Source organism: Mesorhizobium sp. LNJC405B00 (assembly GCF_000502615.1).
Taxonomy (GTDB): domain Bacteria; phylum Pseudomonadota; class Alphaproteobacteria; order Rhizobiales; family Rhizobiaceae; genus Mesorhizobium.
This window is the reverse complement of sequence record NZ_AYWC01000009.1, coordinates 193253-217902: the sequence shown is the minus strand read 5'-3', so window position 1 is coordinate 217902 and position 24650 is coordinate 193253. Positions and strand designations below refer to the sequence as shown.

Annotated in this window: 24 protein-coding genes; 15 read left to right on the top strand and 9 right to left on the bottom strand. The window is 62.2% G+C overall.

What is annotated here, in order from left to right; all coding sequences use genetic code 11:
• Positions 1-61: 61 nt before the first annotated feature.
• On the top strand, positions 62-586 hold the full coding sequence (locus tag X756_RS01000000165705) for a hypothetical protein (protein WP_245264532.1): 525 nt from the start codon (positions 62-64) through the stop codon (positions 584-586).
• Positions 587-604: 18 nt separating this feature from the next.
• Here the strand turns inward: X756_RS01000000165705 and X756_RS147685 are convergent, their stop codons facing one another.
• Positions 605-1291, bottom strand: coding sequence for a TetR/AcrR family transcriptional regulator (locus X756_RS147685; RefSeq protein WP_023689911.1), 687 nt, complete (start codon positions 1289-1291; stop codon positions 605-607).
• A gap of 85 nt (positions 1292-1376) precedes the next feature.
• Between X756_RS147685 and X756_RS147690 the strand changes: the two genes are divergently transcribed.
• The 6 genes from X756_RS147690 (at position 1377) to X756_RS147715 (ending at position 7309) form a co-directional block, all read left to right on the top strand.
• Positions 1377-2138, top strand: a complete 762-nt coding sequence (locus X756_RS147690; RefSeq protein ID WP_023730446.1) for an NIPSNAP family protein — start codon at positions 1377-1379, stop codon at positions 2136-2138.
• 128 nt (positions 2139-2266) lie between these two features.
• Entirely contained in the window at positions 2267-3028 is a 762-nt protein-coding gene (locus X756_RS147695; RefSeq protein WP_023730445.1) for an SDR family oxidoreductase, read from the top strand.
• A 4-nt stretch (positions 3029-3032) separates the two neighbouring features.
• Positions 3033-4118 carry a glycosyltransferase family 10 gene (locus X756_RS147700; protein ID WP_245264530.1) on the top strand — a complete coding sequence of 362 codons (1086 nt, stop codon included), beginning with the start codon at positions 3033-3035 and terminating at the stop codon, positions 4116-4118.
• A 578-nt stretch (positions 4119-4696) separates the two neighbouring features.
• On the top strand, positions 4697-6094 hold the full coding sequence (gene fumC / locus X756_RS147705) for a class II fumarate hydratase (protein WP_023730443.1): 1398 nt from the start codon (positions 4697-4699) through the stop codon (positions 6092-6094).
• Positions 6095-6342: 248 nt separating this feature from the next.
• Positions 6343-6765 carry a DoxX family protein gene (locus X756_RS147710; protein ID WP_023730442.1) on the top strand — a complete coding sequence of 141 codons (423 nt, stop codon included), beginning with the start codon at positions 6343-6345 and terminating at the stop codon, positions 6763-6765.
• 136 nt (positions 6766-6901) lie between these two features.
• Positions 6902-7309 (top strand): DoxX family protein, encoded by a 408-nt coding sequence (locus X756_RS147715; RefSeq protein WP_023712732.1) that lies wholly within the window; start codon positions 6902-6904, stop codon positions 7307-7309.
• Between the two features lie 261 nt (positions 7310-7570).
• On the opposite strand, the gene ppx is transcribed toward X756_RS147715, so the two are convergent.
• On the bottom strand, positions 7571-9103 hold the full coding sequence (gene ppx, locus X756_RS147720) for an exopolyphosphatase (protein WP_023697723.1): 1533 nt from the start codon (positions 9101-9103) through the stop codon (positions 7571-7573).
• Entirely contained in the window at positions 9103-11295 is a 2193-nt protein-coding gene (locus X756_RS147725) for an RNA degradosome polyphosphate kinase (protein ID WP_023700662.1), read from the bottom strand. The genes ppx and X756_RS147725 overlap by 1 nt, the downstream gene beginning before the upstream one ends.
• A 233-nt stretch (positions 11296-11528) precedes the next feature.
• Here X756_RS147725 and X756_RS147730 point away from each other — a divergent pair, with 233 nt between their 5' ends.
• Both X756_RS147730 and X756_RS147735 read left to right on the top strand, forming a co-directional pair.
• Complete coding sequence (locus X756_RS147730; protein ID WP_023730441.1) at positions 11529-11774, top strand: zinc-finger domain-containing protein; 246 nt, start codon at positions 11529-11531, stop codon at positions 11772-11774.
• A 19-nt stretch (positions 11775-11793) separates the two neighbouring features.
• Positions 11794-13032 (top strand): FAD-dependent monooxygenase, encoded by a 1239-nt coding sequence (locus X756_RS147735; protein ID WP_023730440.1) that lies wholly within the window; start codon positions 11794-11796, stop codon positions 13030-13032.
• 219 nt (positions 13033-13251) lie between these two features.
• Here X756_RS147735 and X756_RS147740 read toward each other — a convergent pair whose 3' ends face one another.
• The 5 genes from X756_RS147740 to X756_RS147760 form a co-directional block, all read right to left on the bottom strand.
• Complete coding sequence (locus X756_RS147740; protein WP_023727880.1) at positions 13252-13917, bottom strand: TIGR02117 family protein; 666 nt, start codon at positions 13915-13917, stop codon at positions 13252-13254.
• Between the two features lie 105 nt (positions 13918-14022).
• On the bottom strand, positions 14023-14826 hold the full coding sequence (locus X756_RS147745) for an amino acid ABC transporter ATP-binding protein (protein ID WP_023671483.1): 804 nt from the start codon (positions 14824-14826) through the stop codon (positions 14023-14025).
• A gap of 84 nt (positions 14827-14910) precedes the next feature.
• On the bottom strand, positions 14911-16068 hold the full coding sequence (locus tag X756_RS147750; RefSeq protein ID WP_023700666.1) for an amino acid ABC transporter permease: 1158 nt from the start codon (positions 16066-16068) through the stop codon (positions 14911-14913).
• A gap of 4 nt (positions 16069-16072) precedes the next feature.
• Entirely contained in the window at positions 16073-17260 is a 1188-nt protein-coding gene (locus X756_RS147755; RefSeq protein WP_023671481.1) for an amino acid ABC transporter permease, read from the bottom strand.
• Between the two features lie 62 nt (positions 17261-17322).
• Positions 17323-18351, bottom strand: coding sequence for an amino acid ABC transporter substrate-binding protein (locus tag X756_RS147760; protein WP_023671480.1), 1029 nt, complete (start codon positions 18349-18351; stop codon positions 17323-17325).
• A 457-nt stretch (positions 18352-18808) separates the two neighbouring features.
• On the opposite strand from X756_RS147760, the gene X756_RS147765 reads away from it, so the two are divergent.
• The 5 genes from X756_RS147765 to X756_RS147785 all read left to right on the top strand — a co-directional run bounded on the left by X756_RS147765 (position 18809) and on the right by X756_RS147785 (position 23026).
• Positions 18809-19978 carry a cystathionine beta-lyase gene (locus X756_RS147765; RefSeq protein WP_023730439.1) on the top strand — a complete coding sequence of 390 codons (1170 nt, stop codon included), beginning with the start codon at positions 18809-18811 and terminating at the stop codon, positions 19976-19978.
• Positions 19979-20203: 225 nt separating this feature from the next.
• A complete protein-coding gene (locus X756_RS147770) occupies positions 20204-21292 on the top strand; it encodes an HPP family protein (RefSeq protein WP_023730438.1) in 1089 nt (362 codons plus the stop codon).
• A gap of 103 nt (positions 21293-21395) precedes the next feature.
• Entirely contained in the window at positions 21396-22064 is a 669-nt protein-coding gene (locus X756_RS147775; RefSeq protein WP_023730437.1) for an RNA polymerase sigma factor, read from the top strand.
• 115 nt (positions 22065-22179) lie between these two features.
• Positions 22180-22704, top strand: a complete 525-nt coding sequence (locus tag X756_RS147780; protein WP_023697729.1) for a DUF4142 domain-containing protein — start codon at positions 22180-22182, stop codon at positions 22702-22704.
• A gap of 10 nt (positions 22705-22714) precedes the next feature.
• Complete coding sequence (locus X756_RS147785; protein ID WP_023730436.1) at positions 22715-23026, top strand: cupredoxin family copper-binding protein; 312 nt, start codon at positions 22715-22717, stop codon at positions 23024-23026.
• On the opposite strand, the gene X756_RS147790 is transcribed toward X756_RS147785, so the two are convergent.
• Entirely contained in the window at positions 23002-23886 is an 885-nt protein-coding gene (locus X756_RS147790; protein WP_023730435.1) for a crotonase/enoyl-CoA hydratase family protein, read from the bottom strand. The two genes, X756_RS147785 and X756_RS147790, sit on opposite strands and share 25 nt — an antisense overlap.
• Positions 23887-23967: 81 nt before the next feature.
• Here X756_RS147790 and X756_RS147795 point away from each other — a divergent pair, with 81 nt between their 5' ends.
• Positions 23968-24558 (top strand): TetR/AcrR family transcriptional regulator, encoded by a 591-nt coding sequence (locus X756_RS147795; protein ID WP_023730434.1) that lies wholly within the window; start codon positions 23968-23970, stop codon positions 24556-24558.
• The last annotated feature ends 92 nt before the right edge of the window (positions 24559-24650 follow it).

Genomic DNA, 24650 nt, shown 5'->3' with positions numbered 1-24650 from the left:
CCGTTTCGATAGGCGTGGTGCTGGCTGGGTTGCTACCGGCGGCTGCGGTGCATGCCGCCGATTGTGTCGACGCAAAATCGGCCAAGGCCGGCTTCGTTCTGGAAATGCCTGGCGTCCGCAGCGAGTTTCGGCCGGTGGCCGGCGGCATGGTGTCCGTCGCCAACACTACGAATCGCAATCGCCGCAGACACAGTTCCTGTTTGCCGGCCTGGTCGAAGTGTTTCGCGACAGCGATACTGGACGGGTGGCGACGATCCCGTTTTCCGATCTGCGAAAACTGTTTCCGCTGAAGACGGGAGCCAAGAGCACGATCGAATTCGTCGAGTTGTCGCCGAACAAGCAGCCGAAGAGCACCAAGACACTGAGCCTGGTCGTCAAGGGCAAGGAGACGTTCAGCGTCGGCAGCTGCAAATACAACGTGCTGGCGGTCACGGAGACCTTCAAGAACGGCGCCGGCGAAACGCTGGACACATTTACCGCGCTTTATGCGCCCGATCTGCAAGCGTCCCTCGCCCGGCGCTACGACGAAGGGACCAGCGCGGAATCGGTGAACGGTTACGAGACGATCAAGCCGCTTTCCAACTAGAACAGCGCAGTTCCGGCCTCAAGGTTTTCCCGGCCGCAGCAGGATCCTGCGACGCCGCTTCGCTCTGCTCGGGAATGGCGGCGTTGAGCTACCCTGAAGTTCGGCCAGGCAATCGCGCAGCACGCTGGCATCCTGTGCCGCCTTGGCCATCGACATGGCGCCGGAATAGGCGGCGATGGCGAGTGCCGCAAAGCGCTCGGGGTCGGTGCCCTGCTCCCTCCCCGACTGCTGGTCGGCTCGCACCTTGTCGGCAACCGCCTGACGCCATCCGGCAAAGATATCGTCCAGAGCGGCGCGGAAATCCGGGTCAGCGAGCGACAGTTCATGCGCCAGATTGTTGAGCGGACAGCCGCGCACGAAGCCTTGCTGCTCAAGCTCGGTCGCCACCGCCTCGAACACCGCGCGCACGCCTTCGCGCGCCGAGCCTGCCGCCCGTACAGGGTTGATCCAGGTTTCATCGAGGGCCGCTGCCACGCGCTCCTCGATCACCGCCAGAGCGAGCGCCTTCTTGGTCGGGAAATGATGATGCAGCGCGCCGCCGCTGACGCCTGCGGTCGTCATCAACTCGCCAAGAGCGGATGCATGATAGCCACGCGCCTGGAACGACGCTTCGGCGATATCGAGCACCTTGTTGCGCAGCCCTTCGGGATCGTTGGTGCGTTTTCGCGGCGGCCCTTTCGGAGCCCGAGCAATCTCTGCTGACATTTGCCAACGATAGCAGATTGACAAAACAGGACAACCGGTCTGTTTTATAAACCGGATGATCATCCTGTTTTTTGGAGACGACACAATGACCGTACCCCTGAATGCGCCTGCGACGGCAAGCCTGCTCGCTTCGCCTGTCGTCGAGTTGCGGCAGTACACGCTGAAGCCGGGCCGGCGCGAGACGCTGATCGACATCTTCGACAGTCGGTTCATCGAAGGCCAGGAACACGCCGGCATGACCATCATCGGACAGTTCCGCGACCTCGACCGCCCCGACATGTTCGTCTGGCTGCGCGGCTTCGATGGCATGGAAGCGCGGAAGCAGGCGCTCACCGCCTTCTATGACGGGCCGGTGTGGACGGCGCACCGCGACGCCGCCAATGCGACGATGATCGATTCCGACGATGTACTGCTCTTGAAGGCGGCATGGCCAGGCGCCGGCTTCGATCTGTCAGGCGCGCAGCGAGGCGCCATGCCGGCGGATGGAAAGCCGAGCGCAGACAATGGCTTGACCGGTGTTGTTGTCATCCAGATTCATCATCTGCGGTCTGGCGCCGAAGCCGATTTCGGCGGCAATTTCGAAACGGATGCCGTTCCGGTCCTTATCGGCGCCGGCGGACGGTTGCTTGGCGCCTTCATCACCGAGCACGCCGAAAACAGCTTTCCCCGCCTGCCGGTGCGCTTGAGAGAAAACGTCTTTATCGCGGTGACGGGTTTCAACAGTCCCGAGGCGCATGCCAGTTACGAAGCCGCAGTTGCCGCTTCGCCCCAATGGCAAGCGGCCGATGTGACCTGGCGGACCGAAACCTTGCGCCTGACGCCGACGTCGCAGTCGCTGCTGCGGTAACCGGATCGGCACGCGGCCAACCGAAGTTCATACTGAGCGATAGGCCGGCGGCTTGACCGCCCTCGCCGATCGGCATTGCCTTCGTGACGCGGGCAACAGCGAGAGCATTCGATGCGACTTGGCCTTCAATGAGACTTTCTGGCAAACGAGCACTGGTGACCGGCGGCTCGGACGGCATCGGCTTGGCGATATCGGAAGCTTTCTTGCGCGAGGGCGCCGACGTGCTGATCGTCGGTCGCGACACCAGCAAGCTCGAGACCGCCCGCGAGACACTTGCGGCGGCGGGCAACGTCGGCACCCAGTCGGCCGATCTCTCGACCTCTTCCGGCATCGATGCCGTGGTCGATCGCGCGAAAGCAACCGGCCCACTCGACATCCTCGTCAACAATGCCGGCGTCGCCTATCTGGTGCCGTTCGAGACCGTCACCGAGCACCTCTTCCAGCAATCCTTCGCGCTCAATGTGACGGCGGCGTTCTTCCTTACCCAGCGGCTGCTGCCGCATCTCGGCGCCAACGCCTCCGTCATCAACATCTCGTCCTACTTCGCCGACAAGATGATCCCGAAGCGGCCGTCGAGCCTGTATTCCTTGTCCAAGGGCGCGCTGAATTCGCTGACCAAGTCGCTGGCCTTCGAGCTTGGTCCGCGCGGCATCAGGGTCAATGCGATTGCGCCCGGCACGGTCGACACCGCCATGCGGCGCAAGTCGATCGAAAACCTGCCGGCGGCAGCGCAGGCCGAGCTGAAAACCTATGTCGAGCGCAGCTACCCGCTCGGCCGCATCGGCCAGACCAGCGATCTTGCCGGCATCGCCGTCTATCTCGCCAGCGACGAGGCGGCGTGGACCAGCGGCGGCATTTTCGCGATCGATGGCGGGTATACGGCGGGGTGACCGTTTGGACGGCCCTCTGCCTCGAACAAGCGGAGCACTTGACCAAACTTCCGATACCGCGTCTGTCTGCAGATTGAGCAATGCTTCAGACATTCGTGGTGCCATGCCGTCTATCGATCCACTGATCCTCTTCTACACAACGTTCTTCAGCAAACCCGTCGATATCGCGTCGATACAGTGCGAAATGCCCGGGCGGTGGACACTGGACAAACGACGGATTTCCGAGGCCGCGGCAGTCGTCTTCCATATTCCGAACTTTCGCGAAGTTGGCGATGCCTACAAATACCCTGGTCAATATTGGGTCGCCTGGTCGATGGAATGCGGCCAAAACTACAAGCGACTTGCCGACCCCAAAACCATGGGGCACTTCGATATCATCATGACGCATGAATCCCGGTCCGATGTCTGGGTACCCTACCTTCCGCGTGCGGTGTGGTGGAAAGATGCGCTGGCCAGACCAATCGTGCCGAAAACGGAAGAAGCGCCGGTCGCACTCTTCCAGTCGGCCGGCCTGAATTATAGCGGCCGTGTCGATTTGGCGAACGAACTGGCGCGCCACATCAAGATCGATTCTTATGGCCGATATCGCAACAACCGATCGGTCTCTGGCCCCGATCTGGGCTCGAAGACCAAGATCGAAACCATTGCGCGGCACAAATTCTGCCTGGCCATGGAGAACTCGATCGAGGCCGACTATGTCACCGAGAAAATCTATGACGCGTTCATGGCGGGCACGGTGCCGATCTACCTTGGCGCTCCCAATGTGGACGAGTTCGTTCCGGAGCACTCCTTTATTGACGCCAGTGCCTTCGCCAGCGCCAGCGATCTTGCAGCCTATCTCCAGCACCTGATCGCAACGCCGAAAGACTACGAGGCTTATTTCGACTGGCGCTCAAAGCCATTGCCCGACAATCTCGTCAAACGGGTGCAATCATTGGAAACACCCGCGTTCTGCAGACTGATGAGCGTCGTGCGCCAGCGTCTGGAGGCGCGGACAAGCACGCCTTCCGGACGGCGAACACTTCCGTTCGGCTATAGATCCTATCTCAGGACAAAGCTGCGCCGTTGGAGGAAAAAGGTTCCGAGCTGACGGTCCGCGATCAGGCGCGCTTTCAGCAAAATACGGAGGACAAAGAGCGTCTCTTGCGACGTCGAGACGGCTTCGACCTTGCCGCCATGCATCTTGGAAATCTCCGAGGCTATGTGGAGGCGCTCCCAGGGTGGACTTGAAATTCTCGGCTTCGCGATCCGAAGCTCGATCCGGATGCGATGCCGGATTTTGGTCGGGAAACTGAACAGAAGGACAAGTGCATAAGCTACCTCATCGCTGCTGTTGCCAGTGAGACGCCGGCACTGATGGTAGTTTGTGTGGCAGCGTCGCTCGTATGTAGACGAGAATTGCGCATTGCTGATCCTGGGGGAAGTTTGCGTAGAGCAATCCGCCAGCTCGACATGATCTTATCGAGCTAAATCCGCAAGTTTCCGTCCACTTTATGGGATCAAGCCGCACTGAGGAGCAATTTCCTTCACACGAAAGTGGAGGGTGCAGGATCCCGAAGGGCGGCGCTACCGCTTCAACCGATTTACTGCCTGCCGGCCGCAATCTCTGCTTGAAGGCCATTGTGCAACGCGATACGCCGTTGCCGAATTCGATCGTCGGAGAGACAAGTGACCGCTGCCAGGACCAGAACCGAAACCGACACGTTCGGCCCCATCGAGGTTGCCGCCGACCGTTATTGGGGCGCGCAGGCGCAGCGTTCCCTCGGCAATTTCAGGATAGGCTGGGAAAAGCAGCCGGCCTCGATCGTGCGTGCGCTCGGCATCGTCAAGCGAGCGGCGGCGGAAGCCAATATGGAGTTGAAGCGGCTCGATCCGGCAGTCGGCAAGGCGATCATCGAGGCGGCGCAAGAGGTGATCGACGGCAAGCTGAACGATCATTTCCCGCTGGTCGTCTGGCAGACCGGCTCGGGCACGCAGTCCAACATGAACGCCAACGAGGTGATCTCCAACCGGGCGATCGAACTTCTGGGCGGCGTCATGGGCTCGAAGAAGCCGGTGCACCCTAACGACCACGTCAATATGAGCCAGTCGTCGAACGACACCTACCCGACAGCCATGCACATCGCGTGCGCCGAGCGCATCGTGCACGATCTGCTGCCGGCCCTGAAGCATCTGGACGCTGCGCTCGAGGTCAAGACGAAGGCCTTCGCCCACATCATCAAGATCGGCCGCACCCATACGCAGGACGCGACACCCCTCACGCTGGGCCAGGAATTTTCCGGCTACGCCGCGCAGGTGGCCTCTTCGATCAAGCGCATCGAGATGACGCTGCCCGGCCTGCAGGAACTGGCGCAGGGCGGCACCGCCGTCGGCACCGGCCTCAACGCGCCGGTGGGCTTTGCCGAAACGGTGGCGGCGCGCATCGCCGAAATCACCGGCATCGCCTTCGTCACCGCGCCGAACAAGTTCGAGGCGCTCGCCGCGCATGATTCCATGGTGTTCTCGCATGGCGCCATCAACGCGGCGGCCGCCGCCCTCTTCAAGATCGCCAACGACATCCGCTTCCTCGGCTCCGGCCCGCGCTCGGGCCTCGGCGAACTGTCGCTGCCGGAAAACGAGCCGGGTTCCTCGATCATGCCGGGCAAGGTCAACCCGACCCAATGCGAGGCTCTGACGCAGGTCTGCGTGCAGGTGTTCGGCAACAACGCCTCGCTGACCTTCGCCGGCAGCCAGGGCCATTTCGAGCTCAACGTCTACAACCCGCTGATGGCCTACAACTTCCTGCAGTCGGTGCAGTTGTTGGCCGACGCCTCGATCTCCTTCACCGACAATTGCGTCGTCGGCATCGAGGCTCGCGAAGACAACATCAAGACCGCGCTCGACCGCTCGCTGATGCTGGTGACCGCGCTGGCGCCGACGATCGGGTACGACAATGCCGCCAAGATCGCCAAGACCGCGCACAAGAAGGGCACCACCTTGCGCGAGGAAGCACTGGCCACCGGGCTGGTCAGCGAGGCAGACTACGACCGGCTGGTGCGGCCGGAGGACATGACGCATCCGGGTTAAGCGATTCCAGGGAAAGTGCCTTCCTCGAAGCGCGCAGCCCTTCCTCTTTGGAATTGCGTCAACTAGAAATCCAAATTTTGTGGCGGGACAATTTGCTCCCGCCGCTGCTGGCCGCGACAAGAATTTTGCGTCGGTCGAACGATCCCGAAATGTACGTCCTGTGAACAATGTGTCGCCGGACGGGCGGCTTTGGTGAACAGTCGGCTTGGTCTATCTGACGGGACATCAACCCTTTTCGGAGAGCCACCATGTCCATCAACACTTCCGCTGCCGGCGCCGGCATCGCGTCCAACAGCTCCACCACCATCCTGCTCGGCCGCATCCTGCTCGCCGCCATCTTCCTGCTTTCCGGCTTCGGCAAGCTCACCGCCATTTCCGGCACCGCCGGCTATTTCGGCGCCATGGGCCTGCCGGTGCCGACCATAACGGCCGTTGTCGTCGGCCTGATCGAATTGCTCGGCGGCCTTGCCGTGCTCGTTGGCTTTCAGACCCGCATCGCCGCCTGGGTGCTCGCGGTCTTCACCATCGCCTCGGCCTTTGTCGCCCATACCGGCTGGGCCGACCAGAACCAGATGATCCATTTCCTGAAGAACGTCGCCATCACCGGCGGTTTCCTGCTGCTGGCTTCCTCGGGCCCTGGCGCCTACTCGATCGACGCCAAGCGCGGCTGAGCTTTCCCTCCCAAGCCTGAAAAAAGCGGCGTGGAATTTTCCACGCCGCTTTTTCGTTGTCTGCCCAAGCGCGCACCCGTCCCATCCCTGCTAGGATCGGTCTCGAACAGCCGGCGGACAGACAACGGAGATGACCATGCCCCGCGATGCATTGCTTCTGATTTCCCGGCTGCTGCTCGCCGCCCTGCTCGTTCCCTCCGGCTACCACGCGCTCGCCGACATTGCCGGGACGACCGGCTATTTCGCCGGCCTCGGCATGCCATTGCCGACGCTTGCCGCCTGGGGCACCGGGCTGTTCGAGTTGATTGCCGGTCTCTTGATACTGGTCGGCTTTCAGACGCCGGTCGTTGCGATACTTCTTGCCGCTTTCTGCATCGTTGCAGGCTCCATCGGCCACTACGGCCAGGGCGGCGATGACCCGATGCTCACCTTCCTGCACCAGCAGATGCTGATGAAGGATATTGCCATCGCCGGTGGATTCCTGGCGCTAGCCATGGCCGGCGCCGGGGCCTGGTCGATCGACGGGCGCCGCGCCGCGGTCTGATATCGTCAAATATCGTCCCGGTTGAACCATCGACGCCCGTGCCAGGTCGACCCCCACTCCGTCTCGGCTTCGTCGAGCCACCTCTCCCCCGATCGACGGGGTAGAGGAAGGGCGCGAGCCTATTGCCGCCAACGCTTTCCAACGAGGCTCCCTTCCCTTTCCTCCGGAGGGGGAGGTGGCGCTGCGAAGCAGCGACGGATTGAGGAAGCCGGTGCTCGAACGCGAGGCCGACGACGACATGGTTTTGCTGTCAGGCCGCGCCTACTTCACCGACACGCTCTGCCCACCCTCGACCGCCAGCACCAGACGGCGGTTGGTGATCCGCGCCAGTTGCGCCAACCGTCCGGCCGGGCGTTCGCCGTAAAGATCGGAAAGTGAGGCCGGCAGCACCAGCGCCAACGTGCCATTGCCGCGGTTTTCCCATTTCAGCCGCGGCATGACGCCGGGCATAGCCGCAGTCAGCAGATAGACGACGCGCAGCACCGCCGCCAGAATGCGGGCGCGCTCGAGATAGCGCGGCGTCGCCAGGCCGCGGATTTCCGGCGCCGCATCGTTGAACACGCCTTCGTGGCGGAACAGGCCGACCAGCGCCAGGAAGGCACGGCCGGGGTGATCGACGCCGATGAAGGACGCGTGGGCAATGATGTTGAGCGACTGCTTGCCGCGATATTCCGGGTGTGCGCGCCAGCCTATATCGGCCAGCAGACAGGCAGCGTGGCGATAGCGCGCCTCATCCTCCGTCTCGTCGATGCCGAAGGCGGCAAAGGTCTTGTCCGTCCATTCGACAAGCTCATGCGCATGGGTGACCGAGCGCGACCGCAGCCGCGCCAGTTCCTCCGAAGCGGAGACCAGCGGATCGGCCTTCTGCTCGGCAGGGTCGAGCAGCGAATAGAGAAACCCTTCGCGCACGCCCAATGCCGAGACGATGATCTTCGACGGCTGCATCGCCGCCATGATCTCCTGCAGCACGACCGCGCCATAGGGCAGCAGCGAACGGCGGTTCTTCGACACACCTTCGATGCCCTTGACCTTCTCGATCTCGCCTTTCGCCACCTGCTTCAGGAAATTGGCGGCGCTTTCGACACCGATCTCATAGTGGTGCATGACGCCAAGCGGGTAGTTGGTCATTTCCATGTGCAGCCGGGCAAGGTTTCGCCAGGTGCCGCCAACGGCGTAGAAGGGCCGTCCCAGCCCGCCCTTCAACAATTTGGCGCGCGCCAGTTCGTCGCGGGTGATCTTTGCCGCCTGGGCGAGCGAATTCCTGGCCATGTCCTGCAGCCGCAGGCCACCCAGCGGCAGTGTGATGCCGTCGCCGATCGCCTCGCCATTGATGTCGATAAGCTCCAGGCTGCCGCCGCCAAGATCGCCGGCAATGCCATTGGCGGGGTGGAAGCCCGAAATGACGCCAAGCGCCGAATAATGCGCCTCCTGCCGGCCAGTGAGCACGCGGATCTCGGTCTTGAGCACATCTTGGGCGCGGTGGATGAAATCGGGGCCGTTGATCGCTTCGCGGGCCGCGGCCGTTGCCAGCACAAACATGTGCTCCGCACCCGCCTGATCGGAGAGCGCGCGGAAACGGCGAAACTCCTCCATCGAGCGCGTCACCGCCTCGGGATCGAGCTTGCCGGTCGAAACGATGCCGCGGCCGAGGCCGGCCAGCATCTTTTCGTTGAACAGCAAGGTCGGCGAGCGCGCCAACCCTTCATAGACGACAAGGCGGATCGAGTTCGAGCCGATGTCGATGATGGACAGCGGCCGGCGATCCTGCAGCCGGCCTTGGGACGTTGAAATCATCAGCCGGTGTTCTTCTTGCGACGCTTGAACTGCGCGATGCGCTTGGGCGCATGCGACTTCAGCGCGTCACCCCGTCCCGACAGGCTCGGATTGGTCATGAAATATTCCTGCGCGTTGAACGGTTCCTCACCCTCCTCCAGCACGACGCGCCGGGAGGTTCCGTCAGCCAATACGTCGAAACTTTGCTGGTTGTCCATGATGTTGCCCAGCATGATCTGGCCAAGGATCTGTTCATGCACCGTTGGATTGGTGATCGGCACCATGGTCTCGACGCGGCGGTCGAGATTACGTGGCATCAAGTCGGCCGAGGCGATGTAGACGATCGCCTCGTCCGACGGCAGGCCATGGCCGTTGCCGAAGCAGTAGATGCGGCTGTGTTCGAGGAAGCGGCCGACGATCGACTTGACCCTGATGTTTTCCGACAGGCCGGGCACCTGCGGCCGCAGGCAGCAGATGCCGCGCACGACGAGATCGATCTCGACGCCGGCACGGCTGGCGTCATAGAGCGCGTCGATGATGTTGGGATCGACGAGCGCGTTCATCTTCATCCAGATGCGCGCCGGACGGCCAGCCAGCGCGTAGGCGACCTCGTCGGCAATGTGCTTGAGGATACGGCTGCGCAGCGTAAACGGCGAGATGGCGATCCGCATCTCATCGGTCGGCTCGGCATAGCCGGTGATGAAGTTGAACAGCTGGGCGACATCGCGCGCGATCGTCGGATCGGTGGTGAAGAAGGACAGGTCGGTGTAAATGCGCGCTGTCACCGGATGGTAGTTGCCGGTGCCGAGATGCACATAGTTACGCAGCTTGCCGTCCTCGCGCCGCACCACCAGCGACATTTTCGCATGGGTTTTGAGTTCGAGGAAGCCGAACACGACCTGGACGCCGGCGCGTTCGAGGTCGCGCGCCCAGCGGATGTTGGCTTCCTCGTCGAAGCGCGCCTTGAGCTCGACCAGGGCGGTTACCGACTTGCCGGCCTCGGCCGCGTCGACCAAGGCGCGCACGATCGGGCTGTCGTTGGAGGTGCGGTAGAGCGTCTGCTTGATCGCCACCACCTCCGGGTCGGCCATCGCCTGGCGCAGGAATTGGACCACCACGTCAAAGGATTCATAGGGGTGGTGGACGACGATGTCCTTCTCGCGAATGGCCGCGAAACAGTCGCCGCCATGCTCGCGGATGCGCTCGGGAAAGCGTGGATTGTAGGGGGTGAACTTCAGGTCGTCGCGCGGCACGGCGACGATCTCGGAAATCTGGCTGAGCGCCAGCGGGCCGGTCAGAACGCTGATGCGGCTCGAAGAGACGCCAAGCTCGCCGGCGACGAACTCGCGCAATTCGCCGGGCATCGACTTGTCGAATTCGATGCGGATGACCGAACCGCGGCGGCGGCGCTTCAGCGCCGTCTCGAACAGGCGCACGAGATCTTCCGACTCTTCCTCGACCTCGATATCGCTGTCCCGGATGATGCGGAAGGTGCCTGAACCCTTGACCTCATAGCCGGGGAACAGCTTGCCGATATAGAGGCCGACAGCCTCCTCCAGTGGAATGAAGCGAACGTGCTGCTTGCGGTCGGGCAGACGGATGAAGCGCTTCAGCGCCACCGGCAGGCGCAGAAGCGCGCTCATCTCCTCGCCATTCTTGCGATGGCGCAATTGCAGCGCCATCGAGAAGCCGAGATTGGGAATGAACGGAAACGGATGCGCCGGGTCGATCGACAGTGGAGTCAGGACCGGGAAGACCTGGTCCTGGAAATGGTCTTCCAGCCAGACTTTCTCATCCTTGGTTAGTGCATCGCGGGTGATGCTCTCTATGCCTTCCTTGTTGAGCAGCAGCATCAGCGCTGAAAGGCTGTTCTGCTGGTCCTCCTGCAGCCGCTCGACCTCGCGCAGCAATTGTTCCAGCTGCTGCTCCGGCGTGCGGCCGTCGGGGCTCTTGAGCGCAATGCCTTCGCGCACCTGGCCGGCAAGGCCGGCGACGCGGACCATGAAGAATTCATCGAGATTGGCGGCCGAAATCGACAGGAAACGGACGCGTTCGAGCAGCGGATGGTGCTCGTTCTGTGATTCCTCGAGCACACGCCGGTTGAACTGCAGCCAGGAGAACTCACGGTTGACGAACCGATCGGGGTTGCCGCCCTCGGGGCTCGCCACCTCGACATTGATGAATTCGCTCTGCACCGGCTTCAGTTCGTTCATGGTTCCTGCTCTTCCCCGCCAACCGTCCCTTGGAGCGCCGCTGGACGTGCCATGCCTCTAACACGCTTTTTTGACGCATGGCCCTTCGGCAAAAACCATTCCGATTTCAGGGACATGCACTTAACCGGCTCACCGTATCCTCTGACAGGCTTTTGCGACAGTTTCATTTCATCGATCTTGCAAACAGGCCTGTTATGTTCCAGATGCTTTTCGACGAGATCAAGGAGACGACGATGGCAGGCGGTTCCATTCCCCATTTCCAGAACGATGCGGGCCATCCGGCAATCGACATCGGCGTCAAGGAATTCATGTGCACCGGCGCCAACCCGCCCTTCGACCACCCGCATGTGTTCCTCGACATGGGCGACGACAATGAAAAGGTCTGCCCCTATTGCTCGACGCTCTACCGCTATTCGCCGAAGCTGAGGGCGACGGAAACGCTGCCGGCCGGTTGCCTTTATATCGACCAGGCCGCCTGATCCTTCCGCGACAAGCCCGATGGAAGACATCAGGTCCCGGCAGGTCATAATCGCCGGGGCCGGCATCGCCGGGCTGACCGCTGCCCTTGCCTTCGCCGGACGGGGTTATCCGGTAAAGCTGATCGAACAGGCACAGCACCTAGACGCGGCCGGCGCCGGCATCCAGCTTTCGCCCAACGCAACACGCATTCTTGGAAAACTCGGCGTGCTCGACCGGCTGCTGCCCGCAGCGTTGCGGCCGGAAGCGGTCGTGCTCAAGGACGCCGGGACGCTGCGCGAACTGGCGCGGGTACCGCTCGGGCAAGCCGCCGAAGCGCGCTGGCAGGCGCCTTATCTCGTCGCTCACCGCGCCGATCTGCAGGCAGCGCTGCTGGCGCAAATGGCCGAACGGCCGGAGATTGAGCTCATCACCGGCGCCCGCGTGACCGGCATCGTCAAAGACGCGCAATATGTCGCCGTGACCGCCGAAGTGGACGGCCGCGAGATCGAGGCACGCGGCAAACTGCTGGTCGGCGCCGACGGCGTCTGGTCGGCAGTCAGGGCGCAACTCGCAGGCGAGGACTTCGTCAAAAGCCGTTTTTCGGGCGAACTCGCCTGGCGAGTCACGATCGCGGCCGAGAGCGCCGCCGGCGAAGCCTTTGTCGCGATCGGCGCCGCCGACTGCGTCACCACGTTCCTGCATCCAGGCTTCCACATGGTCGCCTATCCCGTCAGCAAAGGCCGGGCCTTCAATCTCGCCGCCTTCACCAAGGGCGAGCGCATGGCGGAAGGTTGGTCAGGCCATGCCGATCCCGCGATCCTCACGGCTGCCCTGCGCGGCACCGCGCCGGGCCTGACGAAGCTTGTGGCACTGGCCGGCCCATGGACGGCCTTTCCGATCCACACCGTCGAACAGAAGCGGTGGACGAGCCCGCAGGGCATCGCGCTGATCGGCGACGCCGCGCACGCGATGACGCCGTTTGCCGCGCAGGGCGCGGCAATGGCGATCGAGGATGCCATCACGCTTGCCGACGCTATCGCCGATTTCCCTGGCGATCTGCCCAGAAGTTTTCGAATCTGGGAAAATCTTCGGCGGCCGCGTGTCGCCAAGGCCGCGCGTCGTGGGGCCGTAAACCGCCTCGCCTGGCATGCTGCCGGCCCGGTGGCGATCGCCCGCAATCTGTTCCTGGCCATGCGCTCGCCCGACAAGCTCGCCGCCGACCTCGATTGGCTCTATGGATGGCGAGCGGACACTCGGCAGTCTAGATCGTCGACGTAGCGATCCTTCCCACTCCCCTCTGTCCTGCCGGACATCTCCCACGCAAGGGGGGAGATTGGATGTCGCCGTCGCCTTCGCCAAAATCGCCGGCGTTGCAGCAGGAGCGCGGGCAAAACGGCTGATCTCCCTCTTGCGGGGGAGATGGCCGGCAGGCCAGAGGGGAGTGCTGTCCCGCTGACTTCAAAAGATCCAACACTGTCGCGGTGCGATGAAGGACTGCTAGTTATAAAACCGCATCGACAAGCCCAGCGAGGCCGGCAGCGGGTTCCACCAGCCGGTGCGCAGGCCGGCGGTGCGCAGGCCGGCGGCTGTCCAGGTGTTGCAGCCGACAAGCGCGTTGAAATGGCCGTTCGCCTCGAAGAAGCGGTCGAAGCTGGAATAGGCGGCGTTCTCGATGACGACCGGACCATGCGGCCCTTGCTGGAAACTCGCGTCGATATAGTCGAGCAGCGCTGCAAAACGTTCCTCATCGATGTCGAAACCGGTGACAGCAGGGTGCGGCTCGGCGATGGCCCCGGCGATATCGACATGCATGACCGAGGCGTCCAGTGTCAGCGCCTTGAGGACGGGCACTGCTTTCAGCTGCGACCAGCTCGGCGTCTCCAGATAGAAGGCCCGGCCGCCCCAGCCAAAGACGATGTAGCGCACTTCCGGGGCGTCGACAGGGATGCCGGCAGCGACCAGGAAATGGAAGCGCCGGCGCACCTCGTCATCGACGGGAATGGCGATGTCGGTGTGGATCGGATTCTCCAGCACCAGAATATGGCGCGTGCCCTCACCCGCCGCTGACGCCGGCCACAGCGGACGCGGCACCAGCGTGCCGAGCGTGGCAGCGAGCGCGACCACGATAATCAGCATGGCCACGAAACGCAGGGCTTTTCTCATGCGGCGGCGGCTTTGTGTTTCAATGGAGAAGATCAACCCCGACCCCAGATAGCAAAAGAGCCCGGCCGCATTACGGCAGGGCTCTTTTGCTTCGCATGAAAATGCTCAGTGCAGGATCTGCGACAGAAACAGCTTCGTGCGCTCGTGGCGCGGATGGTCGAAGAACTCGGCCGGCGTGTTCTGTTCGACGATCTGGCCCTGATCCATGAAGATCACCCGGTTGGCGACTTTGCGGGCAAAGCCCATTTCGTGAGTGACGCACAGCATGGTCATGCCTTCCTCGGCCAGGCCCACCATCGTCTCCAGCACTTCCTTGATCATTTCTGGATCGAGCGCCGAGGTCGGCTCATCGAACAGCATGATGCGCGGATTCATGCACAGCGAACGCGCGATCGCCACGCGCTGCTGCTGGCCGCCCGACAGCTGGCCCGGATATTTGTTGGCCTGTTCGGGGATCTTGACGCGCTTGAGGAAGTGCATCGCGATTTCCTCGGCCTGCTTCTTCGGCGTCTTGCGCACCCAGATCGGTGCCAATGTGCAGTTCTCCAGGATGGTCAGATGCGGGAACAGGTTGAAGTGCTGGAACACCATGCCGACCTCGCGGCGCACCTCGTCGATCTTCTTGAGATCGTTGGTGAGTTCCTTGCCGTCGACGATGATCTTGCCCTTCTGGTGCTCTTCCAGCCGGTTGATGCAGCGGATCATGGTCGATTTGCCCGAGCCCGAAGGACCGCAGATGACGATGCGCTCGCCGCGCATCACTTTGAGGTTGATGTCCTTCAGCACATGGAACTCGCCATACCATTTGTGCATGCCGATGATGTCGATTGCGACATCGGTGGTCGAGATGTGCATCTTCTTGGCATCGACCTTGATCTCTTCGGCGCTGACGGCGTTTTCTATGACCATGGCAGGTTCCCCTTTTTGTTCTGTCTTTTAGCTATGATGCATGTCGTTGTCCCAAAACCGCTAAACACTTTTGGGCGACATGCATCAACGTTTGTGGCCGGTGTCGAGCCGGCGTTCCGTGTACATCGAATACCGCGACATGCCGAAGCAGAACAGCCAGAAGACGAAGGCTGCAAAGATGAGACCGGATCTCGCGGTCTGTGGGGTCGCCCAATTGGCGTCCGAGAAGTTCTGCTTGACGACGCCAAGCAGGTCAAACATCGAGATGATGATGACGAGGCTTGTGTCCTTGAACATACCGATGAAGGTATTGACGATGCCGGGGATGACCAGCTTCAGTGCCTGCGGCAGCACGATCAGCACCATCTTCTGCCAGTAGCCCAGGCCAAGCGAATCCGCACCCTCATACTGGCCCTTGGGGATCGCCTGCAGGCCGCCGCGCACCACTTCGGCCATATAGGCGGCGGCAAACAGCGAGACGCCGATCAGCGCCCTGAGATATTTGTCGAACGAAACCCCGGCGGGCAGAAACAGCGGCAGCATGACGCTGGCAAAGAACAGAACGGTGATCAGCGGGATGCCGCGAACGAACTCGATGAAGACCACGCACAGTGTCTTGACGATCGGCATCTTGGAGCGCCGGCCGAGCGCCAGCACGATGCCCATCGGCAGCGACACGGCAATGCCGACAAAGGACAGGCTCAGCGTCACCAGCAGCCCGCCCCATAGCTGGGTCTCCACATGCGGCAGGCCGAAGATGCCGCCGACCAGGAGCACGAACGCGATGATCGGCAGTGCCAGGAATAGAAGAATGGCGTTCAACCCCTTCCGCGGCACACGTGGCATCAGCAACGGCACCAGCAGCGCCACGAACAGGACGGCGACCAGGATCGGCCGCCAGCGCTCTTCCAGGGGATAGCGGCCAAGCATCAACTGGCCGAACTTCGCGTTGACGAAGGCCCAGCAGGCGCCTGACCAGCCGTCCGGCTGGATGCCGCCTTGCGCCACCGTGGCGCATACAGTCCGGTCCGGCCCCGTCCACTGGGCGTTGATGAAGGCCCAGTTGACGACGGGCGGCACGATCATCACCACCAGCGCAATAGCCACTACAGTCAGGATGACGTCGCCCACCGAACCGATCAGGTTCTTGCGAACCCAGGCCAAAGGCCCCCGCACGCCGGCCGGGGCTTGTTGAGCGAGTGCCATTTCGGTCCGCACCCAGGAGGTATCATGTTCCTGCATGGTCTTACCTTTCCACCAGCGCCATCCTGGCGTTGACCACATTCATCACCGCCGACGTCACCAGGCTGATGATGAGATAGACGACCATCATGATCAGCACACCCTCGACCGCTTGACCGGTCTGATTCAGCACTGTGCCGGCGATCGCCGTCAGGTCGGGGTAACCGATGGCAATGGCCAGCGACGAGTTCTTTGTCAGGTTGAGATACTGGCTGGTCAGCGGCGGGATGACGATCCGCATGGCTTGGGGAACGACGACAAGCCGCAGGATAGATCCCGGCCGCAGCCCCAAGGCGCCAGCCGCTTCGGTCTGACCCTTGCTGACGCCGAGAATGCCGGCGCGCACGATCTCGGCGATGAAGGAGGCCGTGTAACAGGACAGCGCCAAATAGAGAGACAGGAACTCCGGCCCGATCTGAAAGCCTCCGGTCAGGTTGAAGGTCGATTGTTTTGGAAAGTCGAAGCTCAAGGGAAAGCCGCTCAGCGCATAGGCCAGGAGCGGAAGGCCGACGATCAGCGCCGCCGAAGTCCAGAATACGGGAAACTGCTGGCCGGTTGCCATTTGCCGCTGGCGTGCCGTGCGCGCGACAAAAAAAGCCATGGCGATGCCGACAAGCAAGGCGACAAACATCAGCCAGGAGCCGTCGCCCCAGATAGCGCGCGGAAAATAGAAACCGCGTTGGTTGAGGAAAGAACCGAACGGCAAATTGAAACTGTCGCGAGGCGCCGGCAGTACCGCGAGCACGCCTGAATACCAGAAGAAGATCACCAGCAGGGGCGGAATGTTGCGGAACACCTCGACATAGACCGTGCAAATCTTGCGAACCAGCCAGTTGCGCGATAACCGGCCGACGCCGACAATGAAGCCAATGATGGTCGCGGTGATAATGCCGGCAACGGCGACGATAATGGTGTTGATAAGCCCGACGACAATGGCCTGGCCATAGGTCGAATCAGAATCATAAGCGATGGGCCTGACTGGAATGTCAAAGCCTGCTCGGTTGTTCAGGAAGCCAAAACCGGAAGTAATATGCAGGCGCTGCAGGTTGACGATGACGTTGTGGACGATCCACCAGACGCCCGCCACCAGCAAGATGACAACCACCGCCTGGAAGAAAAACCCGCGGACTTTCGGATCGTTGATGAAGGAACCGCGGCTCGGCTCCTCGCGAAGAACTTCCTGCGATGCCATTGCTCATCCCCTGGAAAGAGAAACCGGAAGGCAGATGATCTGCCTTCCGGATCACATTTCGATCAGCGGATCGGCGGTGCGTATTGCAGGCCGCCCTTGGTCCACAGCGCATTGATGCCGCGCGCGATCTTCAGCGGGCTGCCGGTGCCGACATTGCGCTCGAACATCTCACCGTAATTGCCGACTGCCTTGACGATGTTGACGACCCAGTCATTGCTCACGCCAAGGTCGGTTCCGATCTTGGTTTCGGCTTCCTGACCGAGCACGCGCTTGATCTCCGGATTATCCGAGGTCTTCATCTCTTCGACATTGGCCTGGGTGATGCCCAGTTCCTCTGCCTGCAACAGGGCGAAGTAGGTCCACTTGACGATGTGGTACCACTGGTCGTCCCCCTGGCGTACGGCGGGGCCGAGCGGCTCTTTGGAGATGATCTCGGGCAGCACGACATGGTCGGCCGGCGCACTCAGCGTCAGGCGGATGCCATAGAGGCCGGATTGGTCGGTGGTGTAGACGTCGCAGCGGCCGGCGTCATAGGCAGCGTTGACCTCTTCCAGCTTTTCGAAGACGACCGGGTTGTACTCCATCTTGTTCGCCTTGAAGTAATCGGCGAGGTTGAGCTCGGTGGTGGTGCCGCTCTGCACGCAGACTGCCGCACCTGAAAGCTGCAGCGCCGAATTGACGCCAGGCAGTTTCTTGGCGTTGATCATGAAACCCTGGCCGTCATAATAGGTGACGCCGATGAAGTTCAGGCCAAGCGCGGTATCGCGATTGATGGTCCATGTGGTGTTGCGCGACAGGAGATCGATCTCGCCCGACTGCAACGCGGTGAAGCGCTCCTTGGCGCTGAGCGGCGTGAACTTGACCTTGGAGGCATCGCCGAAGACTGCGCCAGCGACAGCGCGGCAGAAATCCGCGTCGATGCCTTTCCAATCGCCTTTGTCGTCAGGCGCCGAGAAGCCGGCCAGGCCCGTCGAGACACCGCACTGGATGAAGCCCTTCGCCTTGACGGTATCGAGCGTTGTCGCCGACGCGGCCGAAGCCATCCATCCAAGCGCAGCGGCACCGAGAATGCCAATTGCAATATGTTTCATAACCCACAGACCCTTTTCTGTTTTCAGGTAAACCCTGATCCTCAGGCAAATCCTGATCTTTCCCGCGTGAACCCGGCTCCCATCCGGCTCATTCCGGAACCTCGCGTCGTAACCGACGCCCGGCCCCTCCCATTCACGAACTGCATCGAAGGCGATTATCTCTGTGAGGTCAAGGGAAATGACCGTTTCACGACAGCTTTGAAAACCAATTGCCGCAAATGCCTGAATTGCGGACAACAGCATCAGGAAAGCAGCAAGCCCCGCAAATAAAACCGGCAAAGTCCGTCGACGCTAATCCACATCCACTCATGAAATCCGCGGCTCTGGATCGCCACGCATTCCAGACTATTCATGGGGCAATTGGCCTATGCAAAGGGCACCGCCTGGCGGGGGCCCGCTGTTGCACGGCCAATGCCGCCGCTCTATGGCTAGCGCTTTCACCACAAGGCGAAGAGCAATGGCGACTGACGGCAACGAAATGGGTATCAACACGCGGCTTGCCCATTCGGGCAACAATCCGCACGACTATTTCGGCTTCGTCAATCCGCCGATCGTGCATGCCTCGACCGTGCTCTATCCCAATGCGTCGGCGATGGCGGCGCGCAGCCAGAAATACACCTATGGCACACGCGGCACGCCGACCACCGATGCGTTGGCGCATGCGATCGACGCGCTGGAAGGCTCCGCCGGCACCATAATCGTGCCGTCGGGCCTGGCGGCGGTGACCGTCCCGTTGCTGGCGTTTCTCTCGGCAGGCGATCACATCCTGATTGTCGATTCCGTCTACCATCCGACCCGCAATTTCGCCGACACGATGCTGAAGCGGCTGGGTGTCGAGGTCGAGTATTACGATCCGCATGCCGGCGCCGGCATCGCCAGCTTGATCAAGCCCAACACCAAAGTCCTGTTTACAGAATCACCGGCCTCCAACACCTTCGAGGTGCAGGACGTTCCGGCGATCGCCAAGGCGGCGCATGAAGCGGGCGCCATCGTCATGATGGACAACACCTGGGCAACGCCGCTCTATTTCCGTCCGCTCGACCACGGCGTCGATATCTCGATCCATGCGGCGACGAAATATCCAGCCGGCCATTCGGACGTGCTGCTGGGCACAGTGTCGGCCAATGCCAACTGCTGGAAGCAGCTTTGCGAGACGTTCTACACAATGGGCTGCTGCGCCGGCCCCGACGACGTCTACCAAGTCCTGCGCGGCCTGCGCACGATGGGCGTTCGGCTGGATCACCATCAAAAGAGCGCGCTTTCGATTGCCACCTGGCTTGAAGGCCAGCCCGGCGTGGCCCGCGTGCTGCACCCGGCGCTTCCCAGCCACCCCGACCACGCGGTGTGGAAGCGTGATTTTTCCGGCTCGAGCGGCATCTTTTCCATCGTGCTCAAAGGCGGCGGCCAGAGACAGCAGCATGCCTTCCTCGATGCGTTGAAAATTTTCGGTCTCGGCTATTCCTGGGGCGGCTATGAGAGCCTTGCCGTGCCGGTCTTCCTCGGCGACCGTACCGTCGCCAAGGGCCCCTATGACGGCCCGCTGATCCGGCTGCAGATCGGACTCGAGGATGTCGAGGACCTCAAGGCCGATATCCTGCGCGGGCTGGAAGCGGCCGCTGCGGCATGACACCAGCAAACTTGCGAAGCTGATTCCGCTGGTCCGCCCAACCCGTTGAAAGGATTGGCGAGCGACTTTCGCAGGCGATCGACGTCGCAAAGCCGCTCATGGGTCGACCAAGCGCAATGTTATTTCCCCAATGCGCGCTTTTTCGGATCGGTTTGACTTTCAAAATCGTCGGTCCAACGCCATTGCAGGCGCTGCGCGCGCAATTCCAGCCGGACTGAGCTTGCCATGGCCTTTCGTCTCTTTGTCCCCATTCTCGCCGGCGCGACGCTGCGCGAGCGCCTCATCGCCTGCATCGGGGCGATGATCGGCATTGCGCTGACCGGCGCGATCGGCGCGCTGGTGCTTGGCAATGGCCCGCATGTGCCGCTGCTGGTGGCGCCGATGGGGGCGTCGGCGGTGCTGCTGTTTGCGGTGCCTGCAAGCCCGCTGGCGCAGCCATGGTCGATCATCGGCGGCAATACAATATCGGCGCTGGTCGGCGTGATCGTGGCCCATTTCGTCCATCAGCCCGTTCTCGCCACGGGCATTGCCGTGGCGATGGCGATCGCCGCCATGTCGTTCTCGCGCTGCCTGCATCCGCCGGGCGGAGCCGCCGCACTGACCGCCGTGCTCGGCGGGCCGGCCGTGATCGGTGCGGGCTTCCTGTTTCCGTTCGTGCCGGTGGCGCTGAACTCCATGATGCTGGTCGCGCTCGGCTATGCTTTCCACAGGCTGTCGCGACGCAGCTACCCGCATGTGCCGGCCCCTGCCCCGAAAAGCACGCACGGAACCATCGATCAGCCGGCTCAGGAGCGCATCGGCTTCCGGGCCGAGGACATCGATGCCGCGCTGGCTGCGCTCGACGAGACCTTCGACATCGACCGCAACGATCTCGAACAGTTGCTGCGACAGGTCGAACTGCAAGCGACGATGCGCGCACACCGAACCATGTTGTGCGAGGACATCATGTCCCGCGACGTGATTTCGGTCGATGAACACGCGTCCGCCGATCGGGCGCGTCATCTGCTGCTCGACCAAAATATCCGCACGCTGCCGGTTGTCGACAAGGACGCCAGGCTGGTCGGCACCGTTGGATTAAGGGAATTGGCGCGAGCCGACGAAGCCGTCGGAAGCGTTACCTCGACAGCGTCGACCGCCGCCGCCGGTACGCCCGCCATGGCCCTGCTACCGGTGCTCACCGACGGCCGCACCCATGCAGTCATCATCTTGGACGGGGACAGCCGCATCCTTGGCCTGATCACGCAGACCGACCTGCTTGCGGCCACGGCGCGAGTGCAGGCTGCTGACAAGCCGCTGGCGGAAGCAGTATTCTAGGCGCCGTCGGAGCCGGGCGAAAATGGCCGGGAACCTTTTGCCGGCGATGTCATCCAATGTCTTGATCGAGGTTTCGGACGGGGATTGGATCGAGGAACTGGCCATGCCTGCTATGTCTGTACCAATGCCCACGGCTGCTTCAAGCGAGATGCTTCTCGTGCGCCGCGCGCTGGCACGCGAAGGCAACGCCTTCTGCATCATCATGAAGACCCATAATCAGCGGCTCTATCGCATCGCTCGCGGGGTGGTGCGCAACGATGCCGAAGCCGAGGACATCGTCCAGGAGGCCTATGTCAGAGCCTTTGCCCATCTCGATGCCTTTCGCGGGGAGTCCTCATTGGCCACCTGGCTGTCGCGCATCGTCATCAACGAGGCGCTCGGTCGTCTGCGCAAAAGGCGGCGGACGGTGGCGAAAAACCCGCAAGCCGAAATCATCCAGTTCCCCCTCAATCCCAGCGACGATCCGGAGCGGACGATGGCGCAGCGGCAGATCCTCGAGTTGGTGGAACGGGCGACCGACAGCCTACCCGATGTTTATCGGACGGTGTTCGTGGCGCGGGTTATCGAGGGGCTCAGTATCGAGGAGACCGCCGAGCTGCTTGGCGTGCGGCCGGAAACCGTCAAGACAAGGCTACACCGAGCCCGCGCCCTGGTACGCAAGGCACTCGACGACCAGATCGGGCCGGTGCTGCTCGACGCCTTCCCGTTTGCCGGCCGGCGCTGCGACAGGCTGACCAGCGCCGTCATGCAGCGGCTCGGCCTGGAGAGCTGATCATCGGCTGATTTGGCCGATTTCCCCGGGAACGTTTGCCGCCGCTGCGCATCCAATGACCGTCAACTGAAAAACACGGCCCGGCGCGATCCCGCGTCCGGGCGAAGGAGATGCCATGCTTACCCGACACACCGCCGCCCTCGCTGCCTTGCTGCTGCTTGGCGCTGCCCCGCTCGCGCAAGCCGCCGACAAGCCGACGGACCCGCAGATCGCCCACATCGCCTACACCGCAGGCGTCATCGATGTGGAAGCCGCCAAGCAGGCGATCAAGAAATCGAAGACCAAGGAGGTCGTGGATTTCGCCAACGACATGGTGCGCGACCACGAAGCGGTCAACGCGCAGGCACTGGAACTGGTAAAGAAGCTGAAGGTGACGCCGGAAGACAACGCAACCAGCCAGGCGCTGACCAAGGCTGCGGCCGAGGAGCGGGCGAAGCTCGCCAAACTCGACGGCGCAGCCTTTGACAAAGCCTATGTCGACAACGAGATCGCCTACCACAAACAGGTCGACGGCGCGCTTGAAACCCTTTTGATCCCATCGGCCAGCAATGCCGAGTTGAAGAGCCTGCTGCAGACCGGCCTGAAGATTTTTCAGGGCCATGAACAGCACGCCGAGCATGTTGCAGGTATGCTGAAGTAAGGACCAGGCCATGTCGAAACGGCTGCTATGGATTGCACTGGCGCTGGTCTTCGGGACCTCACCCGTGCAGGCCGAAACCATCCAGGTCACCATCGACAAGCTTGTCTTTTCGCCGGCCACCGTCGAGGCGAAGGTCGGCGACACGATCAAGTGGGTGAACAATGACGTGTTCGCCCACACGGCTACCGTCAAGGGCGGCTGGGAAGTGATGATCCCGCCGAAGTCAACAGCGAGCCTGACCCTGCAGAAGGCGGAAGCGGTCGACTATTTCTGCCGCTTCCACCCCAACATGAAAGGTCATGTGGCCGTGACGGCGCCTTGATCGCGGTCCGCAAGCCCGTCCTGCTGCGTTGAGGCTCGCTTGGCTTCATCCGGCCGGGTGATGTGCGTCCACGAGCCGTGACAGCCCGGCTGGCGGCGTGCGATCCAGGCATCCAGCCCTTCGCGCAGATCAGCGGTCGGAGCCATGCGGGCGAACTGCTCGGCCTCGACAGCCAAGCCATCCGCGATGCTCTGGTTCAGGCCGCGCGCCACTGCTGTGAGGATCGAGGCAATTGCTGCAGGAGAATGCCTGGTCATGCGCCGGGCGAGATCAATTGCGGCGGGCATCAGCTCCTCATGCGGCACCACCTGATTGACGAGGCCGAGTTCGAGGGCGCGCGGCGGCGGGAACCAATCGCCGGTCAACAGCAGCTCGAGCGCCCTCTTGCGCCCTGCCAGCCTCGGAAGCCGCTGCGTGCCGCCGAAAGCAGGCGGCATTGCAAGGTTGATCTCAGGCTTGGCGAACAAGGCGCGGTCGCTGGCGATAGCGAGCGGCACGGCTTCGGTGATCTCGCAGCCGCCGCCGAAGGCGATGCCGTTGACGGCGGCGATGACGGGCTTGCGGAACGCCTCCAGCCTTGCCGTCAGCCGCTGTCCGCGCATGACGAAGTCGCGCAGGGCAACGTCGACGCCGATGGCCACGCTGCCTGAGAATTCATGGATGTCGCCGCCGGCGGAGAAGGCGCGCTCTCCTGCTCCAGTGAGGATGACGGCGCGGATGGCATCGTCGGTCTCGGCGGCATCGAGGAGCGCAAGCAGGCGATCAATCAGCGCATAGTTCAAGGCGTTGAGCTTCTCCGGCCGATTAAGTGTGAGGATGGCGATCCCGTTGCGGGCCCCGGTGAGCACAAGCTCGGTCATGTCTTTTCCTTCCCTGTGTTTGTCGACGGAGAGGATCAGGCTTTCGGTTGTATGTATATTCACTAGTCGGTATACTTGCGTATGAGCGAAGCACCAAGCCCTACCCGCAAACGCATTGTCGATGCCGCAACGAAGCTGTTCTATGCCGAGGGGATCGGCCGCGTCAGCGTCGATGCAGTGGCGGAAAAAGCCGGGCTGACCAAGCGCACGCTCTACTATCATTTCAAGAGCAAGGACGATTTGATCGCGGCCTATCTCGACGGTCGCGACCAGCCGAACCTCAAGCAGATAGCCGGCTGGTTCGAGATGGCCGAAGGCGATGTCGAGCGCAAGGTCGAGGCGATTTTCACCAATCTGGCGCGCGTGGCGAAGCACCCGAAATGGAGAGGCTGCGGCTTTCTGCGCACGGCAGCCGAACTCGCTTCCATGCCCGGACACCCGGCCGTTAAAGCGGGGGCGCGGCATAAGCAGAATTTCGAGACCTGGCTGGCCGGCGAACTCACAGGCCACGGCGTCGACGAGCCGCAGACCCTGGCGCGCGAAATCGTGCTTTTGATGGACGGCGCGTTCTCGATCATGCTGATCCACCGCAACCCCGACTATGTCGAGGCCGCCGGACATGCCGCTGCAACGCTGGTTCGAGCAAGGTCAGGATCGGCGACTATCCGCTAGAGCGTTCACCGTTTAATGGAGACGGCGAAACACGCTATTTCTTTGACGCAATTCCGGACGGAGAACCACTTCACACTTTTCGTGGAGTTGCT

Excerpts from the sequence above, each read along its gene's own strand:
- X756_RS147685 (WP_023689911.1), bottom strand. The coding sequence starts at position 1,291 with ATGTCAGCAGAGATTGCTCGGGCTCCGAAAGGGCCGCCGCGAAAACGC.
- X756_RS147690 (WP_023730446.1), top strand. The coding sequence starts at position 1,377 with ATGACCGTACCCCTGAATGCGCCTGCGACGGCAAGCCTGCTCGCTTCG.
- X756_RS147695 (WP_023730445.1), top strand. The coding sequence starts at position 2,267 with ATGAGACTTTCTGGCAAACGAGCACTGGTGACCGGCGGCTCGGACGGC.
- X756_RS147710 (WP_023730442.1), top strand. The coding sequence starts at position 6,343 with ATGTCCATCAACACTTCCGCTGCCGGCGCCGGCATCGCGTCCAACAGC.
- X756_RS147715 (WP_023712732.1), top strand. The coding sequence starts at position 6,902 with ATGCCCCGCGATGCATTGCTTCTGATTTCCCGGCTGCTGCTCGCCGCC.
- ppx (WP_023697723.1), bottom strand. The coding sequence starts at position 9,103 with ATGATTTCAACGTCCCAAGGCCGGCTGCAGGATCGCCGGCCGCTGTCC.
- X756_RS147725 (WP_023700662.1), bottom strand. The coding sequence starts at position 11,295 with ATGAACGAACTGAAGCCGGTGCAGAGCGAATTCATCAATGTCGAGGTG.
- X756_RS147730 (WP_023730441.1), top strand. The coding sequence starts at position 11,529 with ATGGCAGGCGGTTCCATTCCCCATTTCCAGAACGATGCGGGCCATCCG.
- X756_RS147735 (WP_023730440.1), top strand. The coding sequence starts at position 11,794 with ATGGAAGACATCAGGTCCCGGCAGGTCATAATCGCCGGGGCCGGCATC.
- X756_RS147740 (WP_023727880.1), bottom strand. The coding sequence starts at position 13,917 with ATGAGAAAAGCCCTGCGTTTCGTGGCCATGCTGATTATCGTGGTCGCG.
- X756_RS147745 (WP_023671483.1), bottom strand. The coding sequence starts at position 14,826 with ATGGTCATAGAAAACGCCGTCAGCGCCGAAGAGATCAAGGTCGATGCC.
- X756_RS147750 (WP_023700666.1), bottom strand. The coding sequence starts at position 16,068 with ATGCAGGAACATGATACCTCCTGGGTGCGGACCGAAATGGCACTCGCT.
- X756_RS147755 (WP_023671481.1), bottom strand. The coding sequence starts at position 17,260 with ATGGCATCGCAGGAAGTTCTTCGCGAGGAGCCGAGCCGCGGTTCCTTC.
- X756_RS147760 (WP_023671480.1), bottom strand. The coding sequence starts at position 18,351 with ATGAAACATATTGCAATTGGCATTCTCGGTGCCGCTGCGCTTGGATGG.
- X756_RS147765 (WP_023730439.1), top strand. The coding sequence starts at position 18,809 with ATGGCGACTGACGGCAACGAAATGGGTATCAACACGCGGCTTGCCCAT.
- X756_RS147770 (WP_023730438.1), top strand. The coding sequence starts at position 20,204 with ATGGCCTTTCGTCTCTTTGTCCCCATTCTCGCCGGCGCGACGCTGCGC.
- X756_RS147775 (WP_023730437.1), top strand. The coding sequence starts at position 21,396 with ATGCCTGCTATGTCTGTACCAATGCCCACGGCTGCTTCAAGCGAGATG.
- X756_RS147780 (WP_023697729.1), top strand. The coding sequence starts at position 22,180 with ATGCTTACCCGACACACCGCCGCCCTCGCTGCCTTGCTGCTGCTTGGC.
- X756_RS147785 (WP_023730436.1), top strand. The coding sequence starts at position 22,715 with ATGTCGAAACGGCTGCTATGGATTGCACTGGCGCTGGTCTTCGGGACC.
- X756_RS147790 (WP_023730435.1), bottom strand. The coding sequence starts at position 23,886 with ATGACCGAGCTTGTGCTCACCGGGGCCCGCAACGGGATCGCCATCCTC.
- X756_RS147795 (WP_023730434.1), top strand. The coding sequence starts at position 23,968 with ATGAGCGAAGCACCAAGCCCTACCCGCAAACGCATTGTCGATGCCGCA.